This window comes from Streptomyces sp. NPDC029956, from assembly GCF_055574655.1.
Window position 1 is genome coordinate 78844 of sequence record NZ_JBVHZJ010000019.1, and the last position, 17435, is coordinate 96278.

A 17435-nucleotide genomic window follows, 5' to 3' on the forward strand; every position below is an offset into this window, starting at 1 on the left:
GGTGCCCTCCGTCACATCGCGACGGAACTGCCGTCCTGGTACGAGCGTCCGCTCGGGAGGGGTCCGGGCCGGGAATCCCTTACCGCGCCTGCCTCGTAGCCCTCTCCAAGCCGGAGATGATCATTTCGTGCGATCGCACGAGCGAGGGGGGTCCCGCATTTCCTCAATTCGGACCAGTGGTCGAGCCCGTCTACACTCGGAAACGTGCCACGTGGTGACGGTCGACTCAATCACGACCTGCTTCCCGGTGAGAAGGGCCCCCAGGACGCTTGTGGCGTCTTCGGTGTCTGGGCTCCGGGTGAAGAGGTCGCAAAGCTCACGTACTTCGGGCTCTACGCCCTCCAGCATCGGGGCCAGGAATCCGCGGGAATCGCGGTCAGCAACGGCTCCCAGATCCTCGTCTTCAAGGACATGGGCCTCGTGTCCCAGGTCTTCGACGAGACCTCTCTCGGTTCCCTCCAAGGTCATATCGCGGTCGGTCACGCCCGCTACTCGACCACCGGGGCCTCCGTGTGGGAGAACGCGCAGCCGACGTTCAGGGCAACCGCCCACGGCTCGATCGCGCTCGGCCACAACGGCAACCTGGTGAACACGGCGCAGCTCGCCGAAATGGTCGCCGACCTGCCCAAGAAGGAAGGCCGCAGCACCCGTGTCGCGGCCACCAACGACACCGACCTGCTCACGGCGCTCCTCGCCGCCCAGGTCGACGACGAGGGCAAGCCGCTCACCATCGAGGAGGGTGCCGCCAAGGTCCTTCCCGATGTCCGGGGCGCCTTCTCCCTCGTCTTCATGGACGAGCACACGCTCTACGCGGCCCGTGACCCGCAGGGCATCCGCCCGCTGGTCCTCGGCCGCCTGGAGCGTGGCTGGGTGGTCGCCTCCGAGTCCGCCGCCCTCGACATCTGCGGCGCCAGCTACGTCCGCGAGGTCGAGCCGGGCGAGATGATCGCGATCGACGAGAACGGCATCCGCACCTCGCGATTCGCGGAAGCGAAGCCCAAGGGCTGTGTCTTCGAGTACGTGTACCTGGCTCGCCCGGACACCGACATCGCCGGCCGGAACGTGTACCTCTCCCGCGTGGAGATGGGCCGCCGCCTGGCGAAGGAGGCGCCCGTCGAGGCCGACCTGGTGATAGCGACTCCGGAGTCCGGCACCCCGGCCGCGATCGGCTACGCCGAGGCCTCGGGCATCCCGTTCGGCGCGGGTCTGGTGAAGAACGCCTACGTCGGGCGCACCTTCATCCAGCCCTCCCAGACCATCCGCCAGCTCGGCATCCGGCTGAAGCTGAACCCCCTCAAGGACGTCATCAAGGGCAAGCGCCTGGTGGTCGTCGACGACTCGATCGTCCGCGGCAACACCCAGCGCGCCCTCGTCAAGATGCTCCGCGAGGCCGGCGCGGCCGAGATCCACATCCGGATCTCCTCGCCGCCGGTGAAGTGGCCCTGCTTCTTCGGCATCGACTTCGCGACCCGCGCGGAGCTGATCGCCAACGGCATGTCGATCGAGGAGATCGGCAAGTCGCTGGGCGCGGACTCGCTCTCGTACATCTCGATCGACGGGATGATCGAGGCGACCACGATCCAGAAGCCGAACCTCTGCCGTGCCTGTTTCGACGGCGAGTACCCGATGGAGCTGCCGGACCCCGAGCTGCTCGGCAAGCAGCTCCTGGAGACCGAACTGGCCGCGGGTCCCGCTGCCACGGCGGCCTCCGACGCGCTCCGCCGCCCGTGAGCGCCGTCGCCCGTAAGACCCCGCTGCAACCGCAGTACGACACGAAAGTTCCCAGCCATGCCTGAGACCACCGGTGCCAGCTACGCGTCCGCGGGCGTCGACATCGAAGCGGGTGACCGCGCCGTCGAGCTCATGAAGGAGTGGGTGAAGAAGACGCAGCGCCCCGAGGTCCTCGGTGGCCTCGGGGGCTTCGCCGGCCTCTTCGACGCCTCCGCCCTCAAGCGCTACGAGCGTCCGCTGCTCGCCTCCGCCACCGACGGCGTGGGTACGAAGGTCGACATCGCCCGCCAGATGGGCGTGTACGACACGATCGGCCACGACCTGGTCGCGATGGTCATGGACGACATCGTCGTCTGCGGCGCCGAGCCGCTCTTCATGACCGACTACATCTGCGTCGGCAAGGTCCACCCCGAGCGGGTCGCCGCCATCGTCAAGGGCATCGCCGAGGGCTGTGTCCTGGCCGGCTGTGCGCTGGTCGGCGGCGAGACGGCGGAGCACCCGGGCCTCCTCGGCCCGGACGACTTCGACGTCGCCGGCGCGGGCACGGGTGTCGTGGAGCACGACCGGCTGCTCGGCGCCGATCGCATCCGTACGGGGGACGCGGTCATCGCCATGGCCTCCTCGGGTCTTCACTCCAACGGGTACTCGCTCGTCCGGCACGTGGTCTTCGACCGCGCCGGCATGACGCTCGACCAGCGGGTCGACGAGCTCGGCCGGACGCTCGGCGAGGAGCTCCTGGAGCCCACGAAGATCTACTCGCTGGACTGCCTGGCCCTCACCCGGACGACGGACGTCCACGCGTTCAGCCACATCACGGGCGGCGGTCTGGCGGCCAACCTGGCCCGGGTGATCCCGGACGGCCTGCACGCCACGGTCGACCGTTCGACCTGGGCGCCGGGCGCGATCTTCGACCTGGTCGGCAAGGCCGGTCAGGTGGAGCGCCTGGAGCTGGAGAAGACCCTGAACATGGGTGTCGGCATGATGGCGGTCGTGCCGGCCGAGTTCGTGGACGCGGCCCTGACGACGCTGGGGGACCGGGGCGTCGAGTCCTGGGTCGCGGGCGAGATCACCGAGCGCGGCGCGCACACCACGGGCGCGGAGCTGGTCGGGGACTACGCGAAGTAGTCCTCGGCGGTACGAGGTGACGGGGCGCTCCTGAGGGAGTGCCCCGTTCGCGTCGGGGGGAGCCGCCCCCGTACGGGTCGTACAGGGCCCTGCGGCGCCCGGACGCGGACAGCACAGAAACCCGGCCGGGTGATCCCGGACCGGGTTTCTGCCATGCGATTCAGAAGGTCAAGCGCGACGCGGGGACGCACTCGGACCGGACTCGTCGTCCTCGTCCTCGTCGTCCTCGTTATAGAGATCCGCGTACTGGGCGTACGGGTCGTCTTCCTCGTCGTCGTCCTCGAACGGCTCGCCATTCGGCGGCTGGTTCGAAGTCGAAGCGCCCAGCTCATTGGCCAGACGCGTCAGGTCTGTCCCGCCGCTGCTGTACTTCAGCTGGCGGGCGACCTTGGTCTGCTTGGCCTTTGCCCGGCCGCGCCCCATGGCTCGACCCCCTCGGTGACGGGGCTCGATGGCCCCAGAGTCTTGACACGCGTTCATGATTCGGAACGGACTCTCGAAAGAGAGACCGGTCCGTAGGGCTTCAACGGTACCTGTTTCCGCGGGTCTACGGTACGCCGCGCGCATCACATACCCCGGTACAGAACCATCGAGGCGCCCTTTCCTCGCTGGTCAATCGCGATTTTAACCTCTTCTTGAGGGCCGACCCGCCGAGGGGCGTGAGGGAAGTCTCCCCGTGGCCGCTTCACGGCCCTCCCGTGGACGCCTCACGGTCACCCTGCGGCGGGTCGGCCCCCGGCACGGCTCAGGCGCGTCGCGCGTCCGCCATGCGCTGCTCGGCGATCCGGTCGGACGCAGCGGCCGGCGGAATCCCGTCAGCCTTCGCACGTGCGAAGATCTCGAGCGTGGTGTCGAAGATCTTCGTCGCCTTCGCCTTGCAGCGGTCGAAGTCGAAGCCGTGCAGCTCGTCGGCGACCTGGATCACGCCTCCGGCGTTGACCACGTAGTCGGGCGCGTAGAGGATCCCGCGCTCCACGAGGTCCTTCTCGATGCCCGGGTGGGCGAGCTGGTTGTTCGCCGCTCCGCAGACGATGCTCGCGGTGATGAACGGGACGGTCTCCTCGCTCAGCGCGCCGCCGAGCGCGCACGGCGCGTAGATGTCGAGACCCTCGACGCGGATCAGCGCCTCGGTGTCGGCGACCACGGTGACCTGCGGGTGCTTGTCGGTGATCCGGCGCAGCGACTCCTCGCGCACATCGGTGATCACGACCTCGGCGCCGTCCTCGAGGAGGTGCTCGACGAGGTAGTGGCCGACCTTGCCGACGCCGGCGACGCCGACCTTGCGGCCGCGGAGCGTCGGGTCGCCCCAGAGGGTCTGCGCGGAGGCGCGCATGCCCTGGAAGACGCCGAAGGCGGTGAGGACGGAGGAGTCGCCGGCGCCGCCGTTCTCGGGGGAGCGGCCGGTGGTCCACTTGTTCTCGCGGGCGACGACGTCCATGTCGGCGACGTAGGTGCCGACGTCGCAGGCCGTGACGTACCGGCCGGCGAGGGAGGCGACGAAGCGCCCGTAGGCGAGGAGGAGCTCCTCCGTCTTGATCTTCTCCGGGTCGCCGATGATGACGGCCTTGCCGCCACCGTGGTCGAGTCCGGCCATGGCGTTCTTGTACGACATGCCGCGGGCCAGGTTGAGGGCGTCGGCGATCGCCGCGGCCTCGGTGGCGTACGGGTAGAAGCGGGTGCCGCCGAGGGCGGGGCCGAGGGCGGTGGAGTGGAGGGCGATGACGGCCTTGAGGCCGGTGGCGCGGTCCTGGCAGAGCACGACTTGCTCGTGGCCACCCTGCTCCGAGTGGAACAAGGTGTGCAGTACATCAGCAGGAACGCCGGTCACATCGGTCACGGTGGTGACTCCCAAGTACGAAGCGGCGGTTGCGGACCTCCCTGTGGGTGGGGGAGGACCAGTTCGGCAAGAGAGTAAGTCCTACCTGGGCGTAGATCGGCAGCAGTGCTCAGGATCACCCCCTCCCGGAGTACCTCCGTGGAAGGATTCGCGACATGTCGGTCGCCTCCTCGGTCCTCATTCCCTACGCGTCCTATCTGCGGGTGTACGAGCCGCTGGCCGCGTTCCCCGAGCCGGAGCGGACCCACTGGGCCGGGTACGCCCGCCGGCCGCGCACTCCGGGGGCGCAGGAGGAGCTGCGGCGCTCGCTGGCCGACCTGCTGCCGACGCCACCGGTCCCGGTGCCGGTCCACGAGAGCGGGGAGGCCTTCGTCGCCCATCTGGGCGGGGTGGTGGTGATCTGTCCGTGGCGGACCCGGCTGCGGGGGTGGCTGGCGCTCCAGGAACTGGCCGGCCAGTTCCCTGGGCCGGTGCTCGACGCGATGCTGCCGCCGGTCGTGCGCGTCCAGGTGGAGAGCGACTACGAGCGCTGGCTGAGCAGGAACCCGGACGCGCGTCCGTGGATCCGTACGGCGGTCTGGCAGGTGCCGCTGCGCTGGTTCGCGCTCTTCGGGGACGAGGACCGGGAGTACGAGCCGGGAGAGCGGCCGTCCGGCGCCGACGCGGGCGCCGACGGGGCCGGTGCGGCCGGCGTGTCCGGTGTGGCCGGTGCGGGCGCGAACGGGGTGGGGAAGGCTCCGGTGCTGCGCTACCGGACGACGATGGCGCAGGCGCGCCGCCGTCTCGCGCGGGCGCTGCGGGCCCTGCGGGAGTCGATCGACGACGGTCCGATGACGGAGGGCCTGATCGACGTGGGGCGCTGGCTGGAGGAGTTCCATCCGCGGGCGCTCGTGGAGCTGGACTTCGGCGGTCTGGTGCACGCGCTGCCGGAGGAGTGGCTGGCGGCCGACCGGTCGGCGGCGCAGCTGGCCGAGGGGTTCGCGGCGCTGCGGGCCGGCGACGGTGAGCGGGCGAGCGACGCGTACGGGCGGCTCGCGGAGCGCTGGCGGGCGGTCAGGGATCTTCGCTTCGCGAATTGACATCAGCCGGGCATCTTCGTCAGGTCGGTATCGACAAGACATGTCCGACGGGTGTAAATGATCTTCATGGTTGTCCGGATACCGCCTGCCCGGTTTTGAATGCCGAGCGGTGTCGGGTCTTTCGGCACCTGCTGGGCGGGGACGTTGGTCCCGATCCGGGCCTTTGGCTCAAGCGTGACGGACAGCACGTAACGCACCCTTGCGTCCATCACCCACCCTCGTGCCAAAATAGGACAAGGAGTCCGGGGAGGGTTCCTTCCGTCCATCTATGGGCGGAACGCTCAGCATTGCACTCTATGGGGGGTCTGAGGACTCCTGATCGCCCTGTGACTGATCGTCACAGTGGCGTGACTGTCCGTTATGGCATGGTCCATCGACTTCCGCCGCTGATGAACACCTGCGAGGGCAATTCCATCGGTTTGGCCGACGTGGCTGGACGGATGGTGTAGTTGTAGTGCCGAGGACAAGCCGTTCGTCCTATAACCGACTCGGCCCGCTTCTGCCATTTCGGGCAACGCGGGTCAAGGTGCAGAATTTAGAGGAAAGAACCGAGATGGTTCGGTTCTCCCGAGGAGGCCGCTCATGACCGCTCGCACCCCTGATGCCGAGCCGCTGCTGACCCCTGCCGAGGTTGCCACGATGTTCCGTGTGGACCCGAAGACGGTGACCCGTTGGGCGAAGGCCGGGAAGCTCACGTCCATCCGCACCCTGGGTGGGCATCGCCGGTACCGCGAAGCTGAGGTTCGCGCTCTGCTGGCGGGTATTCCGCAGCAGCGCAGCGAGGCCTGAGGTCGCGCAAACACCCCGCAGTACCCGCAGTACCCCGTAACACCGGGCCTGTCCGGATCCCCCAATCCGGTCGCCCACACCTAGCTCTGCCGACGGATTCCTGCCCCAACAGGCCTTCGTCAACGATCGCGCTGGACTCCGCCGGGTCTGGCGCGATCTTCTTTTGTGTCCGGCGCCACTCTTCGGAGAGCGGTGCAATTGCACATATTAAATCGGACCGGTGTAGGGAGGGTGTAAGTGAAGCGGTTTCTGAAACTGCCTCAGTGACTCCCGTCACACTGGCGAACTCTTGCCAAAGAACAGCCTCCCACTTCGCGGAACGGCCTCGGCCCGCCGTTGGTCATGGGTCGCTGGGACTTTCGTCCCCACTGCCGCCCGCCGGCGCCGCGGGCCCGTCCGCCCGGCCTTCCTGCCCTTCGGGCCCTTCTCCGGGCCTCTGCGGTCCATCGCAGGGCCCCTCCGGTCCTTCCTCGGGCCCCTCGGGCTCCGGAAGGTCCATGGAGAGCCGCAGAAGGCGATGGCAGACCACGCAATGGCGGGTGAGGTGTCCGTACCGGGACGCGGCCGCCAGATGGGCGCGCAGCAGTGCTCTCGTCTCGTGCCGTGCTGCGGATGCCGCGGCCATGCGCGACCACCTCCGGTGTGGGCCCCCGAATCCCTGATGTCCGGGGTACCGGCGGGCGCGTGGCCCCGTCAAGACACGGAACACAAAGAAAGGCCCGCATCTCGCGATGCGGGCCTTTCTTGAAGGCGAACCTGACGGGACTTGAACCCGCGACCTCCACCTTGACAGGGTGGCGAGCTAACCAACTGCTCCACAGGTCCTTGCGTGCTGCCCCTCGTAAGTGGCTGCGAGGAACACTGTACAGCAGGTCAGCGGTCCGGTCGAACTCACCGACGGGCGCCCCGCCAGGCCCTGCCGTCGAACTCCCGTCTGCCCCGCGACAGGAGTTCGACGACCGGACCTAGGGCGCCGCCGCGTCGATCGCCTTCACGATCCGCTTGTCCGAGATCGGGTACGCCGTGCCCAGCGCGTGCGCGAAGTAGCTCACCCGCAGCTCCTCGATCATCCAGCGGATGTCGGTCACCTCGGACGGCACCGGGCGGCCCTTGGGGAGCTGTTCGAGCAGCCAGGCGTACTCGTCCTGCATCTCCTGGACCTTCTCCATCCGGGTGGTGTCCCGCTGGACCCCGGTCGGCATCTGCTGGAGCCGCCGGTCCACCGCCACCAGATAGCGCATCAGGTCCGGGAGCCGCTTCAGACCCGTCCGGGTGACGAAGCCCGCCGGCATCAGCCAGGCCAGCTGGGCGCGCACGTCGGTCAGGTTGTTGATCAGCGCCAGGCTGTTCGTCGACTTCAGCCGGCGCTCGCACGCCTGCCAGGCCGCCAGGATCTGCTGGACCTGGCCCACCGTCCGCACGGTCGTGTCCACCAGGTCCGCGCGCACCTTGTCGAACAGCTTCCTGAACGACTCCTCGTCCCACGCCGGGCCGCCGTGCTCCGCGATCAGCTTGTCGGCCGCCGCGGTGGCGCAGTCGTCGAAGAGGGCCTGGATCGAGCCGTGCGGGTTCGAGGACAGGGCCAGCTTCTGCTGGTTGGTCAGCTTGTCCGAGGCGAACTTCGCCGGGTTCACCGGGATGTTCAGCATGATCAGCTTCCGGATGCCCCGCCACATCGCGAGCGCCTGCTCGGCCTCCGTGTCGAAGAGCCGTACGGCGACGGTCGCGCCCTCGTCCACGAGCGCCGGGTACGCCTTGACCGGCTGCCCGCCCCGCTTGGTCTCGAAGACCCTCGTGAGCGTCCCGATCGTCCAGTCCGTGAGCCCCGTGCGCTCCAGGGAGGGACCGGAACCGTCCGGGCCCGCGGTGGCCGCCGCGGCAGCCTGGGAGAGGGCTTTGCGGGCCTTCGGGCGCAGCTGCAGCCGCAGCGTCTCCAGGTCCTTGTCCTCGGCGAGCTTCCTGCGCCGCTCGTCGACGATCCGGAAGGTCACCTTGAGGTGCTCGGGGACCTTCGCCCAGTCGAAGTCGTCGGCCGTCACCGGCACGCCGACCATCCGCTGGAGCTCGCGGGCGAGCGCCCCCGTCAGCGGCTCCTGCACGGGCACGACCGCGTCGAGGAAGCGGGACGCGAAGTTCGGCGCGGGCACGTAGTGGCGGCGGATCGGCTTCGGCAGGGAGCGGATCAGCTCGGTGACGACCTCGCCGCGCAGACCGGGGATCTGCCACTCGAAGCCGTCGTCGGTGACCTGGTTCAGGACCTGGAGCGGGACGTGGACGGTCACACCGTCGGCGTCCGCGCCGGGCTCGAACTGGTACGTCACCCGGAACTTCAGCGGACCCTGCCGCCAGGAGTCCGGGTAGTCGTCCTTGGTGACCCCGGCGGCCTTCTCGTTGATGAGCATCTCGCGCTCGAAGTCGAGAAACTCCGGTTCCTCGTGGCGCTTGTGCTTCCACCAGGAGTCGAAGTGGGCTCCGGACACGACGTGTTCGGGGACGCGCTTGTCGTAGAAGTCGAAGAGCGTCTCGTCGTCGACCAGGATGTCCCGGCGCCGCGCGCGGTGTTCCAGCTCCTCGACCTCGGTGAGGAGCTTGCGGTTGTCCGCGAAGAACCTGTGGTGGGTGCGCCAGTCGCCCTCGACGAGCGCGTTCCTGATGAACAGGTCGCGGGAGACCTCGGGGTCGATCCGGCCGTAGTTGACCTTGCGGTCGGCGATGATCGGGACGCCGTACAGCGTCACCTTCTCGAAGGCCATCACGGCCGCCTGGTCCTTCTCCCAGTGCGGCTCGCTGTACGTCTTCTTCACCAGGTGCTGGGCGAGCGGCTCGATCCACTCGGGCTCCACGCGCGCGTTGACCCGGGCCCAGAGGCGCGAGGTCTCCACCAGCTCGGCGGACATGACGAAGCGCGGGGGCTTCCTGAAGAGCGCGGAGCCGGGGAAGATCGCGAACTTGGCGCTGCGGGCACCCAGGTAGTCGTTCTTCGCCGTGTTCTTCCCGCCCTCCTTCCCGGCGTCCTTCACGTCCTTCATGCCGATGTGGCTGAGGAGGCCGGCGAGGAGCGAGACGTGGACGGACTGCTCCGGCGCGTCCTCCTCGTTCACATGGATGCCCAGCTGCTTCGCGACCGTCCGCAGCTGCGCGTAGATGTCCTGCCACTCGCGGATGCGCAGGAAGTTCAGGTACTCCTGCTTGCACATCCGGCGGAAGGAGCTGGAGCCGCGCTCCTTCTGCTGCTCGCGGACGTACCGCCACATGTTCAGGAAGGCGAGGAAGTCGCTCGTCTCGTCCTTGAACCGGGCGTGCTGCTGGTCGGCCTGCGCCTGCTTCTCCGCCGGCCGCTCGCGCGGGTCCTGGATGGAGAGGGCGGCCGCGATCACCATGACCTCGCGGACACAGCCGTTCTTGTCGGCCTCCAGGACCATCCGGGCGAGCCGCGGGTCGACGGGCAGCTGGGCGAGCTTCCGCCCCTGCTGCGTGAGCCGCTGCCCCCGCTTCCCCTCCTGGGGGGACTTCTCCTCCGGTTCGATCGCCCCCAGTTCCTGGAGGAGCTGCACGCCGTCCCGGATGTTGCGGTGGTCCGGCGGGTCGATGAACGGGAACTTCTCGATGTCGCCGAGACCGGCCGCGGTCATCTGGAGGATGACGGAGGCGAGGTTCGTACGGAGGATCTCGGCGTCCGTGAACTCCGGCCGGGTGACGAAGTCGTCCTCGGAGTACAGCCGGATGCAGATGCCGTCGGACGTACGGCCGCAGCGGCCCTTGCGCTGGTTGGCGCTGGCCTGGCTGACCGGCTCGATCGGCAGTCTCTGCACCTTGGTCCGGTGCGAGTAGCGGGAGATGCGGGCGGTGCCCGGATCGATCACGTACTTGATGCCGGGGACGGTCAGCGAGGTCTCGGCGACGTTCGTCGCGAGGACGATCCGGCGGCCGGAGTGCGCCTGGAAGACCCGGTGCTGCTCGGCGTGGCTCAGCCGCGCGTAGAGCGGGAGGACCTCGGTGTTGCGCAGCTGCCGCTTGAGGAGGGCGTCCGCGGTGTCACGGATCTCGCGCTCTCCGGAGAGGAAGACCAGGACGTCGCCGGGGCCCTCGGACTGGAGTTCGTCGACGGCCTCGCAGATCGCGGTGATCTGGTCGCGGTCGCTGTCCTCGGAGTCCTCTTCGAGGAGGGGCCGGTAACGGACCTCCACCGGGTACGTACGGCCGCTGACCTCGACGATCGGTGCCTCGCCGAAGTGGCGGGAGAAGCGCTCGGGGTCGATGGTCGCGGAGGTGATCACGACCTTGAGGTCGGGGCGCTTGGGGAGCAGCTGGGCCAGGTAGCCGAGCAGGAAGTCGATGTTGAGGGACCGCTCGTGGGCCTCGTCGATGATGATCGTGTCGTAGGCGCGCAGCTCGCGGTCCGTCTGGATCTCGGCGAGCAGGATGCCGTCCGTCATCAGCTTCACGAAGGTCGCGTCGGGGTTCACCTGGTCGGTGAAGCGGACCTTCCAGCCGACGGCCTCGCCGAGCGGGGTCCTCAGCTCCTCGGCGACCCGCTCGGCGACCGTGCGGGCGGCGATCCGGCGGGGCTGGGTGTGCCCGATCATGCCCCGGACGCCCCGGCCGAGTTCCAGACAGATCTTCGGGATCTGGGTCGTCTTTCCCGACCCGGTCTCACCGGCGACGATCACGACCTGGTGGTCGCGTATCGCCTCCAGGATCTCGTCCTTCTTCTGCGAGACGGGCAGCTGTTCGGGATACGTGACCGCGGGCACGCGGGAGGCGCGCCCGTCGACGCGCTCCTTGGCCTTGGCCGCCTCGACGGCGATCTCGTCCAGGACGGCCGCGCGGGCCTCGGGCTTGCGGATGCGGCGGGCGCCTTCGAGACGGCGGCCGAGCCGGTGGGAGTCCCGCAGCGAGACCTCGGCCAGGACGGACTGGAGGGCGGCGAAGGAAGTAGACATACGGAATCCAGGATCGCACCTGCGGCCGAGAAGCGGCGAACCGATTTACGAGTGGCTCGCCCGGGGGCCGTGAAGAGGGGTGCGTACTATTTCGGACACGTCGACCGGACCGGAGAGGTTTCGCATGTTCTGCACCGCCCGTGTGCCGGTGGCGTTCGCCGCGCTCGTGGCGCTGGTCCTCGGACTCCTGGCGTGCGGTGCGACGACGGCCACGCCCGCGGGGACGGCCCCGGTCGTCCTGGGCGCCGCCGTCCCCGGCTGCGACCCGGGCCACCCCGTCGACGAGGGGGCCGCAGGTCCCGTCGTACCGCCGCGTGCGCACGGTTTCGCGGAGCTGCTGCCCTCGCTCGCCGCCGACCGGACCCCCTGCGGGACCCGGGAGCCGGATCCGGGCGGCCGGGGCGCGGCGCCGGGGCGGGAGCCCCCCGCGCGCGCACCGCTGTCTCCCGTGGAGCTGTCCGTCCTGAGGGTGTAGACGGACGGCCGCCTCCGCCGTCCCTCCCGCCTCCCTTCTCCTCAGGAGCAGTTCCGCATGCCCAAGTCCAAGCCGCTCGTGATCGTCGCCGGGGTGGCCGTCGCCGCCGCCCTGCTCGGGGTCGTCTCGTACACCGCCACCAAGCCCGCGTCCCCCGGCGCGTCCGGCTCCTCCTCCGTCGCCGAGGTCTCCGCCGACCCGTCCGCCGGCGTCTACGCCGAACTGGAGGCGTACGCCCGCCGCGACGCCTCCGACAAGCTCGCCCTCGGCCGCGCCGACGCGCCCGTCGTGCTCATCGAGTACGCCGACTTCAAGTGCGGCTACTGCGGGAAGTTCGCCCGGGACACCGAGCCGGTCCTGATGAAGAAGTACGTCGAGGACGGGACCCTGCGCATCGAGTGGCGGAACTTCCCGATCTTCGGCGAGGAGTCGGAGGCGGTCGCCCGCGCGTCCTGGGCCGCCGGGCAGCAGGGCCGGTTCTGGCAGTTCCACAAGGCCGCCTACGCGGAGGGCGCCAAGGAGAAGGGCTTCGGCAAGGACCGGATCGCGGCCCTGGCGAAGGAGGCGGGCGTGCCCGACGCGGCCCGGTTCGAGAAGGACAGCGAGGGGGCGGCGGCCCGCGCGGCCGTGAGCGCCGACCAGGAGCAGGGCTACTCCCTCGGCGCCACCTCCACGCCCTCCTTCCTGATCAACGGCCGGCCGATCGCCGGCGCGCAGCCGCTGGAGACCTTCACCGAGGTGATCGAGGCGGCGGCGAAGGCCGCCAAGGACGCCAAGGACGCCAAGGACGACAAGGCACCGAAGACGGCCGAGCCGACCGGCGGCGCCACGAAGCCCGGGGCGGACTCGGCGCGGTGACCTCCGGCATCGGCTATTTCGCCGCCTTCCTCGGCGGCCTGCTCGCCCTGCTCAGCCCGTGCAGTGCCCTGCTCCTGCCCGCCTTCTTCGCGTATTCGATCGACACGCGCGCGAAGCTGGTGGCCAGGACCGGCATCCTCTACGCGGGTCTGGCCACCACTCTCGTCCCGCTCGGCGCGGCCGGCTCCTTCGCGGGCCGTCTCTTCTACGGCCACCGGGAGCTGCTCGTCACCGTCGGCGGCTGGCTGATCGTCGGCCTCGGTGTCCTGCAGATCCTCGGCCTGGGCTTCGCCTCCCGGCGGATCGCGGAGGCGAGCGGCCGGATCCGGCCCACGTCGGCGCTCTCCGTCTACGCCCTCGGGCTGGTCTACGGCCTCGCAGGCTTCTGCGCGGGTCCGATCCTCGGCAGCGTCCTGACGGTCGCGGCGCTGAGCGGCAGCCCGGCGTACGGGGGACTCCTTCTCGCCGTGTACGCGCTCGGCATGGCGGTTCCGCTGTTCGTGCTCGCGCTGCTCTGGGAGCGGTACGACCTGGGCCGCCGGTCCTGGCTGCGCGGCCGGCCGCTCCGGGTGGGCCCGCTCACGCTCCACTCGACGTCGCTGCTCTCGGGCCTGTTCTTCGTGGCCCTCGGGACGCTCTTCCTGGTCTTCGACGGGACGACCGCGCTGCCGGGCCTGCTGTCGGTGGACGACTCGTTCGCGGTGGAGCAGCGGGTGGCCTCGCTCGGCCGGGCGGTCCCGGACTGGGCGCTGCTCGTCGCGGTGGTGGCCGTGGTGGCGCTGGTGCTCGCGTTGCGGGGCAGGCGGGGGAGCCGCTCGCGGGAGCGCGAGGAGATGTGACGGTACGGGGAGGGGGCGCCGGCCTCCTCCCCGTACGCTTCTCCGCGTGCAGACACACGAAGAAGGCCCCGTTCTTTCGAACGGGGCCTTCTGTTTGTGGCTGGGGCCGGGGTCGAACCGGCGACCTATCGCTTTTCAGGCGATCGCTCGTACCAACTGAGCTACCCAGCCACGAAGCCGTTTCCGGCTTCAGCGACTCTGACGGGACTTGAACCCGCGACCTCCACCTTGACAGGGTGGCGAGCTAACCAACTGCTCCACAGAGCCAAGCTTGTGCGCGATCACTAGTCTCGCACACGGTAATACGTGCCCCCAACGGGATTCGAACCCGTGCTACCGCCTTGAAAGGGCGGCGTCCTGGGCCACTAGACGATGAGGGCTAGAGGCTCACCTGCGCACTTCTCAGTGCGTCGGGGACGTGAGAAGCATATGGGATGCCGGGCGCTATCGCCAAAACGGTTTCCGGCGGGGGGACAATGGGCGCGTGCTGGAGATGACGCGCGAGGAGTTCGAAGAGCTGGTCGCCGAGGCCCTGGACCGGATTCCGCCGGAGCTGACGCGGCTGATGGACAACGTCGCGGTGTTCGTGGAGGACGAGCCCGCCCCGGACGATCCCGACCTGCTCGGGCTCTACGAGGGGACGCCGCTGACCGAGCGCGGCGAGTGGTACGCCGGTGTGCTGCCGGACCGGATCACGATCTACCGGGGGCCGACGCTGCGGATGTGCGAGTCGCGCGAGGACGTGGTCGCGGAGACGGAGATCACGGTGGTGCACGAGATCGCCCACCACTTCGGCATCGACGACGAGCGGCTGCACGCGCTGGGCTACGGCTGAGCGGCCCCCCGGGCGTACGCCCGGGCCCTTTGGGCGTGTCCCTTGTGGCGCCGGGGGAGTTGGGCAGTGCAACGCGTTCCGTTCCTGCCTGTTGTGTCCTGGAGGTGCCCCCGTGCGCCATTTGCCCACCCGTGTCAGCTGGGCCGCCGCCGCGCTGGCCGTCGCGGCCTGTGCCGGTCTGAGCGGCTGTATGAGTGTGAGTGACGAGGGGGCGAAGCCGGCGCCCGGCGCGTCCGGCGGGAAGCGGGGGGTCTCGACCGAGTCCGGTGGCGGCGCGGCCGGGGAGCCCGGCGGCGACAGCGGTTCGTGGAACGGCCGGCGGGACGCCGGCGGCCCCGACGTGACCGGCTCCGGTACGGAGTCCCCGGTGCGGAGCGGCACTCCCTCGGGCACGGCGAAGCCCTCCCCGGGCACGGTGCTGCCGGTCGAGGGTCCGGGAGGTCCCGACGGCCCGTCGAAGCCGCAGCCGACGGGTGGTCAGGACGGCCCGGGCGGCGGCTCGGGCGGCTCCGCCGGGAACGGCGGCAGCGAGGGCGGCGTGAACGGGGGCGGCGGCAACGGCGGCGGGTCGAACGGCGGCGGTTCCGGCGGTCCGGGCGGCGGGGGCACGCCCACACCGGAGCCGACGCCCGAGCCCACCCCCGAGCCGACGCCCGAACCGACCGTGGAGCCGACGCCCGAGCCGACGCCGGAGCCGACCTCCAACCCGACCGATCCGCCGTCGCCCGGACCCGACACCCAGATGGGTGCGATGCACGCGGCGGACGGGCCGGAAGCGCCCCCGGAGCCGGTGGCATCTCCGCAGGTCGGACCGGCGTGAGGGAGTCCGATTTGCCATAGGTGGGGGAGGGTGCGTATGGTGGTAGATCGTTTGATCCCATTGCCCGGCGCCGACACAGAAGAGCGCCGTGTGGCGCGTACTCTCCCTAGCCGTGGCTGACCGCATTGAGGCGGTCGTTTGCGAAATCACGGAGTTGACGGGCGCGTGCCGAGACTCCGGAAGGTTTCGCATTTCGCATGTCCATTTTCAGTTCTGACCACGCCGTCATGCCCGAGAACGACGAGATCGTCGACGCCGCCGAGGCTGTCGCGATCGTCGAGATCGACACCGACGACCTCGCCGAGGCCGTAGAGGCCCTCGACATCGACACCGACTCCGACGACGACTCCGTCGAGGAGCCCGCTGAGCCCACGATCACCTTCGGCGACCTCGGTCTGCCGGACGGCGTCGTGCGCAAGCTCGCGCAGAACGGCGTCACCACCCCCTTCCCGATCCAGGCCGCGACCATCCCGGACGCCCTGGCCGGCAAGGACATCCTGGGCCGTGGCCGTACCGGCTCCGGCAAGACCCTCTCCTTCGGTCTGCCGCTCCTGGCCGGTCTGGCCGGCGGCCACACCGACAAGAAGAAGCCCCGCGGCATCATCCTCACGCCGACCCGTGAGCTCGCGATGCAGGTCGCGGACGCCCTCCAGCCCTACGGCGACGTGCTCGGCCTCAAGATGAAGGTCGTCTGCGGCGGTACGTCCATGGGCAACCAGATCTACGCCCTGGAGCGCGGTGTCGACGTCCTCGTCGCCACCCCGGGCCGCCTGCGCGACATCATCAACCGCGGCGCCTGCTCCCTCGAGAACGTCAAGATCGCCGTCCTCGACGAGGCCGACCAGATGGCCGACCTGGGCTTCCTGCCCGAGGTCACCGAGCTGCTCGACCAGATCCCCGGCGGCGGCCAGCGCATGCTCTTCTCCGCCACCATGGAGAACGAGATCGGCACCCTGGTCAAGCGCTACCTGACCGACCCCGTCACCCACGAGGTCGACAGCGCCCAGGGCAACGTCACGACCATGACCCACCACGTCCTCGTCGTGAAGCCGAAGGACAAGGCGCCGGTCACCGCGGCCATCGCCGCCCGCAAGGGCCGCACGATCATCTTCGTCCGTACCCAGCTGGGCGCGGACCGCATCGCGGAGCAGCTGCGCGACGCCGGTGTGAAGGCCGACGCGCTGCACGGCGGCATGACCCAGGGCGCCCGTACGCGGACCCTGGCCGACTTCAAGGACGGCTACGTCAACGCGCTCGTCGCGACCGACGTCGCCGCCCGAGGCATCCACGTCGACGGCATCGACCTGGTCCTCAACGTGGACCCGGCCGGCGACCACAAGGACTACCTGCACCGCTCGGGCCGTACCGCTCGTGCCGGCCGCTCCGGTGTCGTGGTCTCCCTGGCCCTGCCGCACCAGCGTCGTCAGATCTTCCGTCTGATGGAGGACGCGGGCGTCGACGCCTCGCGCCACATCGTCGGTGGTGCCGGCGCGTTCGACCCCGAGGTCGCCGAGATCACCGGCGCCCGTTCGCTGACCGAGGTCCAGGCCGACTCGGCGAACAACTCGGCCAAGCAGGCCGAGCGCGAGGTCGTCGACCTGACCAAGCAGCTGGAGCGCCTGCAGCGCCGCGCCGTCGAGCTCCGCGAGGAGGCCGACCGCCTGGTGGCCCGCGCCGCCCGTGAGCGTGGCGAGGACCCCGAGGCCGCTGTCGCCGAGGTGACCGAGGCCGCCGAGGCCGAGGTCGTCGCCGCCGCCGCGGAGGCCGAGCGTGCCGCCCGCGTCGAGGAGCAGCGCCGCGAGGAGCGCCCGGCCCGCGACGAGCGGGGCAACTACGAGCGTCGTGGCGGCTTCAACCGCGACGACCGTGGCGGCGACCGCGGTGGCGACCGTGGTGGCTTCCGCGGCGGTGACCGTGGTGGCGACCGTGGCGGCTTCCGCCGCGACAACGACCGTCCGTCCGGTGGCTTCCGTCGTGACGAGCGCCCCTCGGGCGGCTTCAACCGCGACGACCGTGGTGGCGACCGTGGCGGCTTCCGCCGCGACAACGACCGTCCGTCCGGTGGCTTCCGTCGTGACGAGCGCCCCTCGGGCGGCTTCAACCG

15 protein-coding genes and 4 tRNA genes are annotated in these 17435 nt (G+C 70.0%); 10 read left to right on the forward strand and 9 right to left on the reverse strand.

Annotated features, from left to right (window positions below):
- The first annotated feature begins 204 nt into the window (after window positions 1-204).
- Window positions 205-1731, forward strand: coding sequence for an amidophosphoribosyltransferase (purF, locus tag ACZ4XX_RS17785; protein ID WP_030318264.1), 1527 nt, complete (start codon window positions 205-207; stop codon window positions 1729-1731).
- A 57-nt stretch (window positions 1732-1788) separates the two neighbouring features.
- Window positions 1789-2856: a phosphoribosylformylglycinamidine cyclo-ligase gene (purM, locus tag ACZ4XX_RS17790; protein WP_468508815.1), complete on the forward strand. Its 1068-nt coding sequence runs from the start codon at window positions 1789-1791 to the stop codon at window positions 2854-2856.
- 168 nt (window positions 2857-3024) lie between these two features.
- On the opposite strand, the gene ACZ4XX_RS17795 is transcribed toward purM, so the two are convergent.
- Window positions 3025-3279, reverse strand: coding sequence for a DUF3073 domain-containing protein (locus tag ACZ4XX_RS17795; RefSeq protein WP_030318267.1), 255 nt, complete (start codon window positions 3277-3279; stop codon window positions 3025-3027).
- A gap of 322 nt (window positions 3280-3601) precedes the next feature.
- Window positions 3602-4693: a Leu/Phe/Val dehydrogenase gene (locus ACZ4XX_RS17800; protein ID WP_468508816.1), complete on the reverse strand. Its 1092-nt coding sequence runs from the start codon at window positions 4691-4693 to the stop codon at window positions 3602-3604.
- Between the two features lie 155 nt (window positions 4694-4848).
- Between ACZ4XX_RS17800 and ACZ4XX_RS17805 the strand changes: the two genes are divergently transcribed.
- On the forward strand, window positions 4849-5772 hold the full coding sequence (locus ACZ4XX_RS17805; protein WP_468508817.1) for a DUF8083 family protein: 924 nt from the start codon (window positions 4849-4851) through the stop codon (window positions 5770-5772).
- Window positions 5773-5774: 2 nt separating this feature from the next.
- Here the strand turns inward: ACZ4XX_RS17805 and ACZ4XX_RS17810 are convergent, their stop codons facing one another.
- Entirely contained in the window at window positions 5775-5969 is a 195-nt protein-coding gene (locus ACZ4XX_RS17810) for a hypothetical protein (protein ID WP_468508818.1), read from the reverse strand.
- A gap of 385 nt (window positions 5970-6354) precedes the next feature.
- Between ACZ4XX_RS17810 and bldC the strand changes: the two genes are divergently transcribed.
- On the forward strand, window positions 6355-6561 hold the full coding sequence (bldC, locus tag ACZ4XX_RS17815; protein WP_003949541.1) for a developmental transcriptional regulator BldC: 207 nt from the start codon (window positions 6355-6357) through the stop codon (window positions 6559-6561).
- Between the two features lie 340 nt (window positions 6562-6901).
- Here the strand turns inward: bldC and ACZ4XX_RS17820 are convergent, their stop codons facing one another.
- The 3 genes from ACZ4XX_RS17820 to hrpA all read right to left on the reverse strand — a co-directional run bounded on the left by ACZ4XX_RS17820 (window position 6902) and on the right by hrpA (window position 11504).
- Window positions 6902-7186 (reverse strand): DUF6274 family protein, encoded by a 285-nt coding sequence (locus ACZ4XX_RS17820; protein WP_468508819.1) that lies wholly within the window; start codon window positions 7184-7186, stop codon window positions 6902-6904.
- A gap of 126 nt (window positions 7187-7312) precedes the next feature.
- Window positions 7313-7386 (reverse strand) — tRNA-Asp (locus ACZ4XX_RS17825).
- A 140-nt stretch (window positions 7387-7526) separates the two neighbouring features.
- Window positions 7527-11504 (reverse strand): ATP-dependent RNA helicase HrpA, encoded by a 3978-nt coding sequence (hrpA, locus tag ACZ4XX_RS17830; protein ID WP_468508820.1) that lies wholly within the window; start codon window positions 11502-11504, stop codon window positions 7527-7529.
- 124 nt (window positions 11505-11628) lie between these two features.
- On the opposite strand from hrpA, the gene ACZ4XX_RS17835 reads away from it, so the two are divergent.
- Genes ACZ4XX_RS17835 through ACZ4XX_RS17845 form a run of 3 tightly spaced genes read left to right on the forward strand, consistent with a single transcriptional unit; the run spans window position 11629 to window position 13676 of the window.
- Window positions 11629-11979 (forward strand): hypothetical protein, encoded by a 351-nt coding sequence (locus ACZ4XX_RS17835; protein WP_468508821.1) that lies wholly within the window; start codon window positions 11629-11631, stop codon window positions 11977-11979.
- A 57-nt stretch (window positions 11980-12036) separates the two neighbouring features.
- On the forward strand, window positions 12037-12837 hold the full coding sequence (locus ACZ4XX_RS17840; RefSeq protein ID WP_468508822.1) for a DsbA family protein: 801 nt from the start codon (window positions 12037-12039) through the stop codon (window positions 12835-12837).
- Complete coding sequence (locus ACZ4XX_RS17845; protein ID WP_468508823.1) at window positions 12834-13676, forward strand: cytochrome c biogenesis CcdA family protein; 843 nt, start codon at window positions 12834-12836, stop codon at window positions 13674-13676. Before ACZ4XX_RS17840 ends, ACZ4XX_RS17845 begins: the two co-directional genes overlap by 4 nt.
- Window positions 13677-13773: 97 nt before the next feature.
- Here the strand turns inward: ACZ4XX_RS17845 and ACZ4XX_RS17850 are convergent.
- The 3 genes from ACZ4XX_RS17850 to ACZ4XX_RS17860 form a co-directional block, all read right to left on the reverse strand.
- Window positions 13774-13847: transfer RNA gene (locus ACZ4XX_RS17850), tRNA-Phe, on the reverse strand.
- 22 nt (window positions 13848-13869) lie between these two features.
- A tRNA-Asp gene (locus ACZ4XX_RS17855) sits at window positions 13870-13943 on the reverse strand.
- 40 nt (window positions 13944-13983) lie between these two features.
- Window positions 13984-14056 (reverse strand) — tRNA-Glu (locus tag ACZ4XX_RS17860).
- A gap of 104 nt (window positions 14057-14160) precedes the next feature.
- On the opposite strand from ACZ4XX_RS17860, the gene ACZ4XX_RS17865 reads away from it, so the two are divergent.
- The 3 genes from ACZ4XX_RS17865 to ACZ4XX_RS17875 all read left to right on the forward strand — a co-directional run.
- Window positions 14161-14511: a metallopeptidase family protein gene (locus tag ACZ4XX_RS17865; RefSeq protein WP_187622110.1), complete on the forward strand. Its 351-nt coding sequence runs from the start codon at window positions 14161-14163 to the stop codon at window positions 14509-14511.
- A gap of 112 nt (window positions 14512-14623) precedes the next feature.
- The gene (locus ACZ4XX_RS17870) at window positions 14624-15331 is read left to right on the forward strand and encodes a hypothetical protein (protein ID WP_468508824.1); all 708 of its coding nucleotides are present in this window, start codon (window positions 14624-14626) and stop codon (window positions 15329-15331) included.
- 197 nt (window positions 15332-15528) lie between these two features.
- Window positions 15529-17435: DEAD/DEAH box helicase (locus tag ACZ4XX_RS17875; protein WP_468508825.1), on the forward strand; the 1907-nt coding region annotated here is incomplete at its 3' end.

Bases quoted from the DNA above. Each gene is read 5' to 3' on its own strand.
- purM (WP_468508815.1), top strand. From the start codon at position 1,789: ATGCCTGAGACCACCGGTGCCAGCTACGCGTCCGCGGGCGTCGACATC.
- ACZ4XX_RS17795 (WP_030318267.1), bottom strand. From the start codon at position 3,279: ATGGGGCGCGGCCGGGCAAAGGCCAAGCAGACCAAGGTCGCCCGCCAG.
- ACZ4XX_RS17805 (WP_468508817.1), top strand. From the start codon at position 4,849: ATGTCGGTCGCCTCCTCGGTCCTCATTCCCTACGCGTCCTATCTGCGG.
- bldC (WP_003949541.1), top strand. From the start codon at position 6,355: ATGACCGCTCGCACCCCTGATGCCGAGCCGCTGCTGACCCCTGCCGAG.
- ACZ4XX_RS17820 (WP_468508819.1), bottom strand. From the start codon at position 7,186: ATGGCCGCGGCATCCGCAGCACGGCACGAGACGAGAGCACTGCTGCGC.
- hrpA (WP_468508820.1), bottom strand. From the start codon at position 11,504: ATGTCTACTTCCTTCGCCGCCCTCCAGTCCGTCCTGGCCGAGGTCTCG.
- ACZ4XX_RS17835 (WP_468508821.1), top strand. From the start codon at position 11,629: ATGTTCTGCACCGCCCGTGTGCCGGTGGCGTTCGCCGCGCTCGTGGCG.
- ACZ4XX_RS17840 (WP_468508822.1), top strand. From the start codon at position 12,037: ATGCCCAAGTCCAAGCCGCTCGTGATCGTCGCCGGGGTGGCCGTCGCC.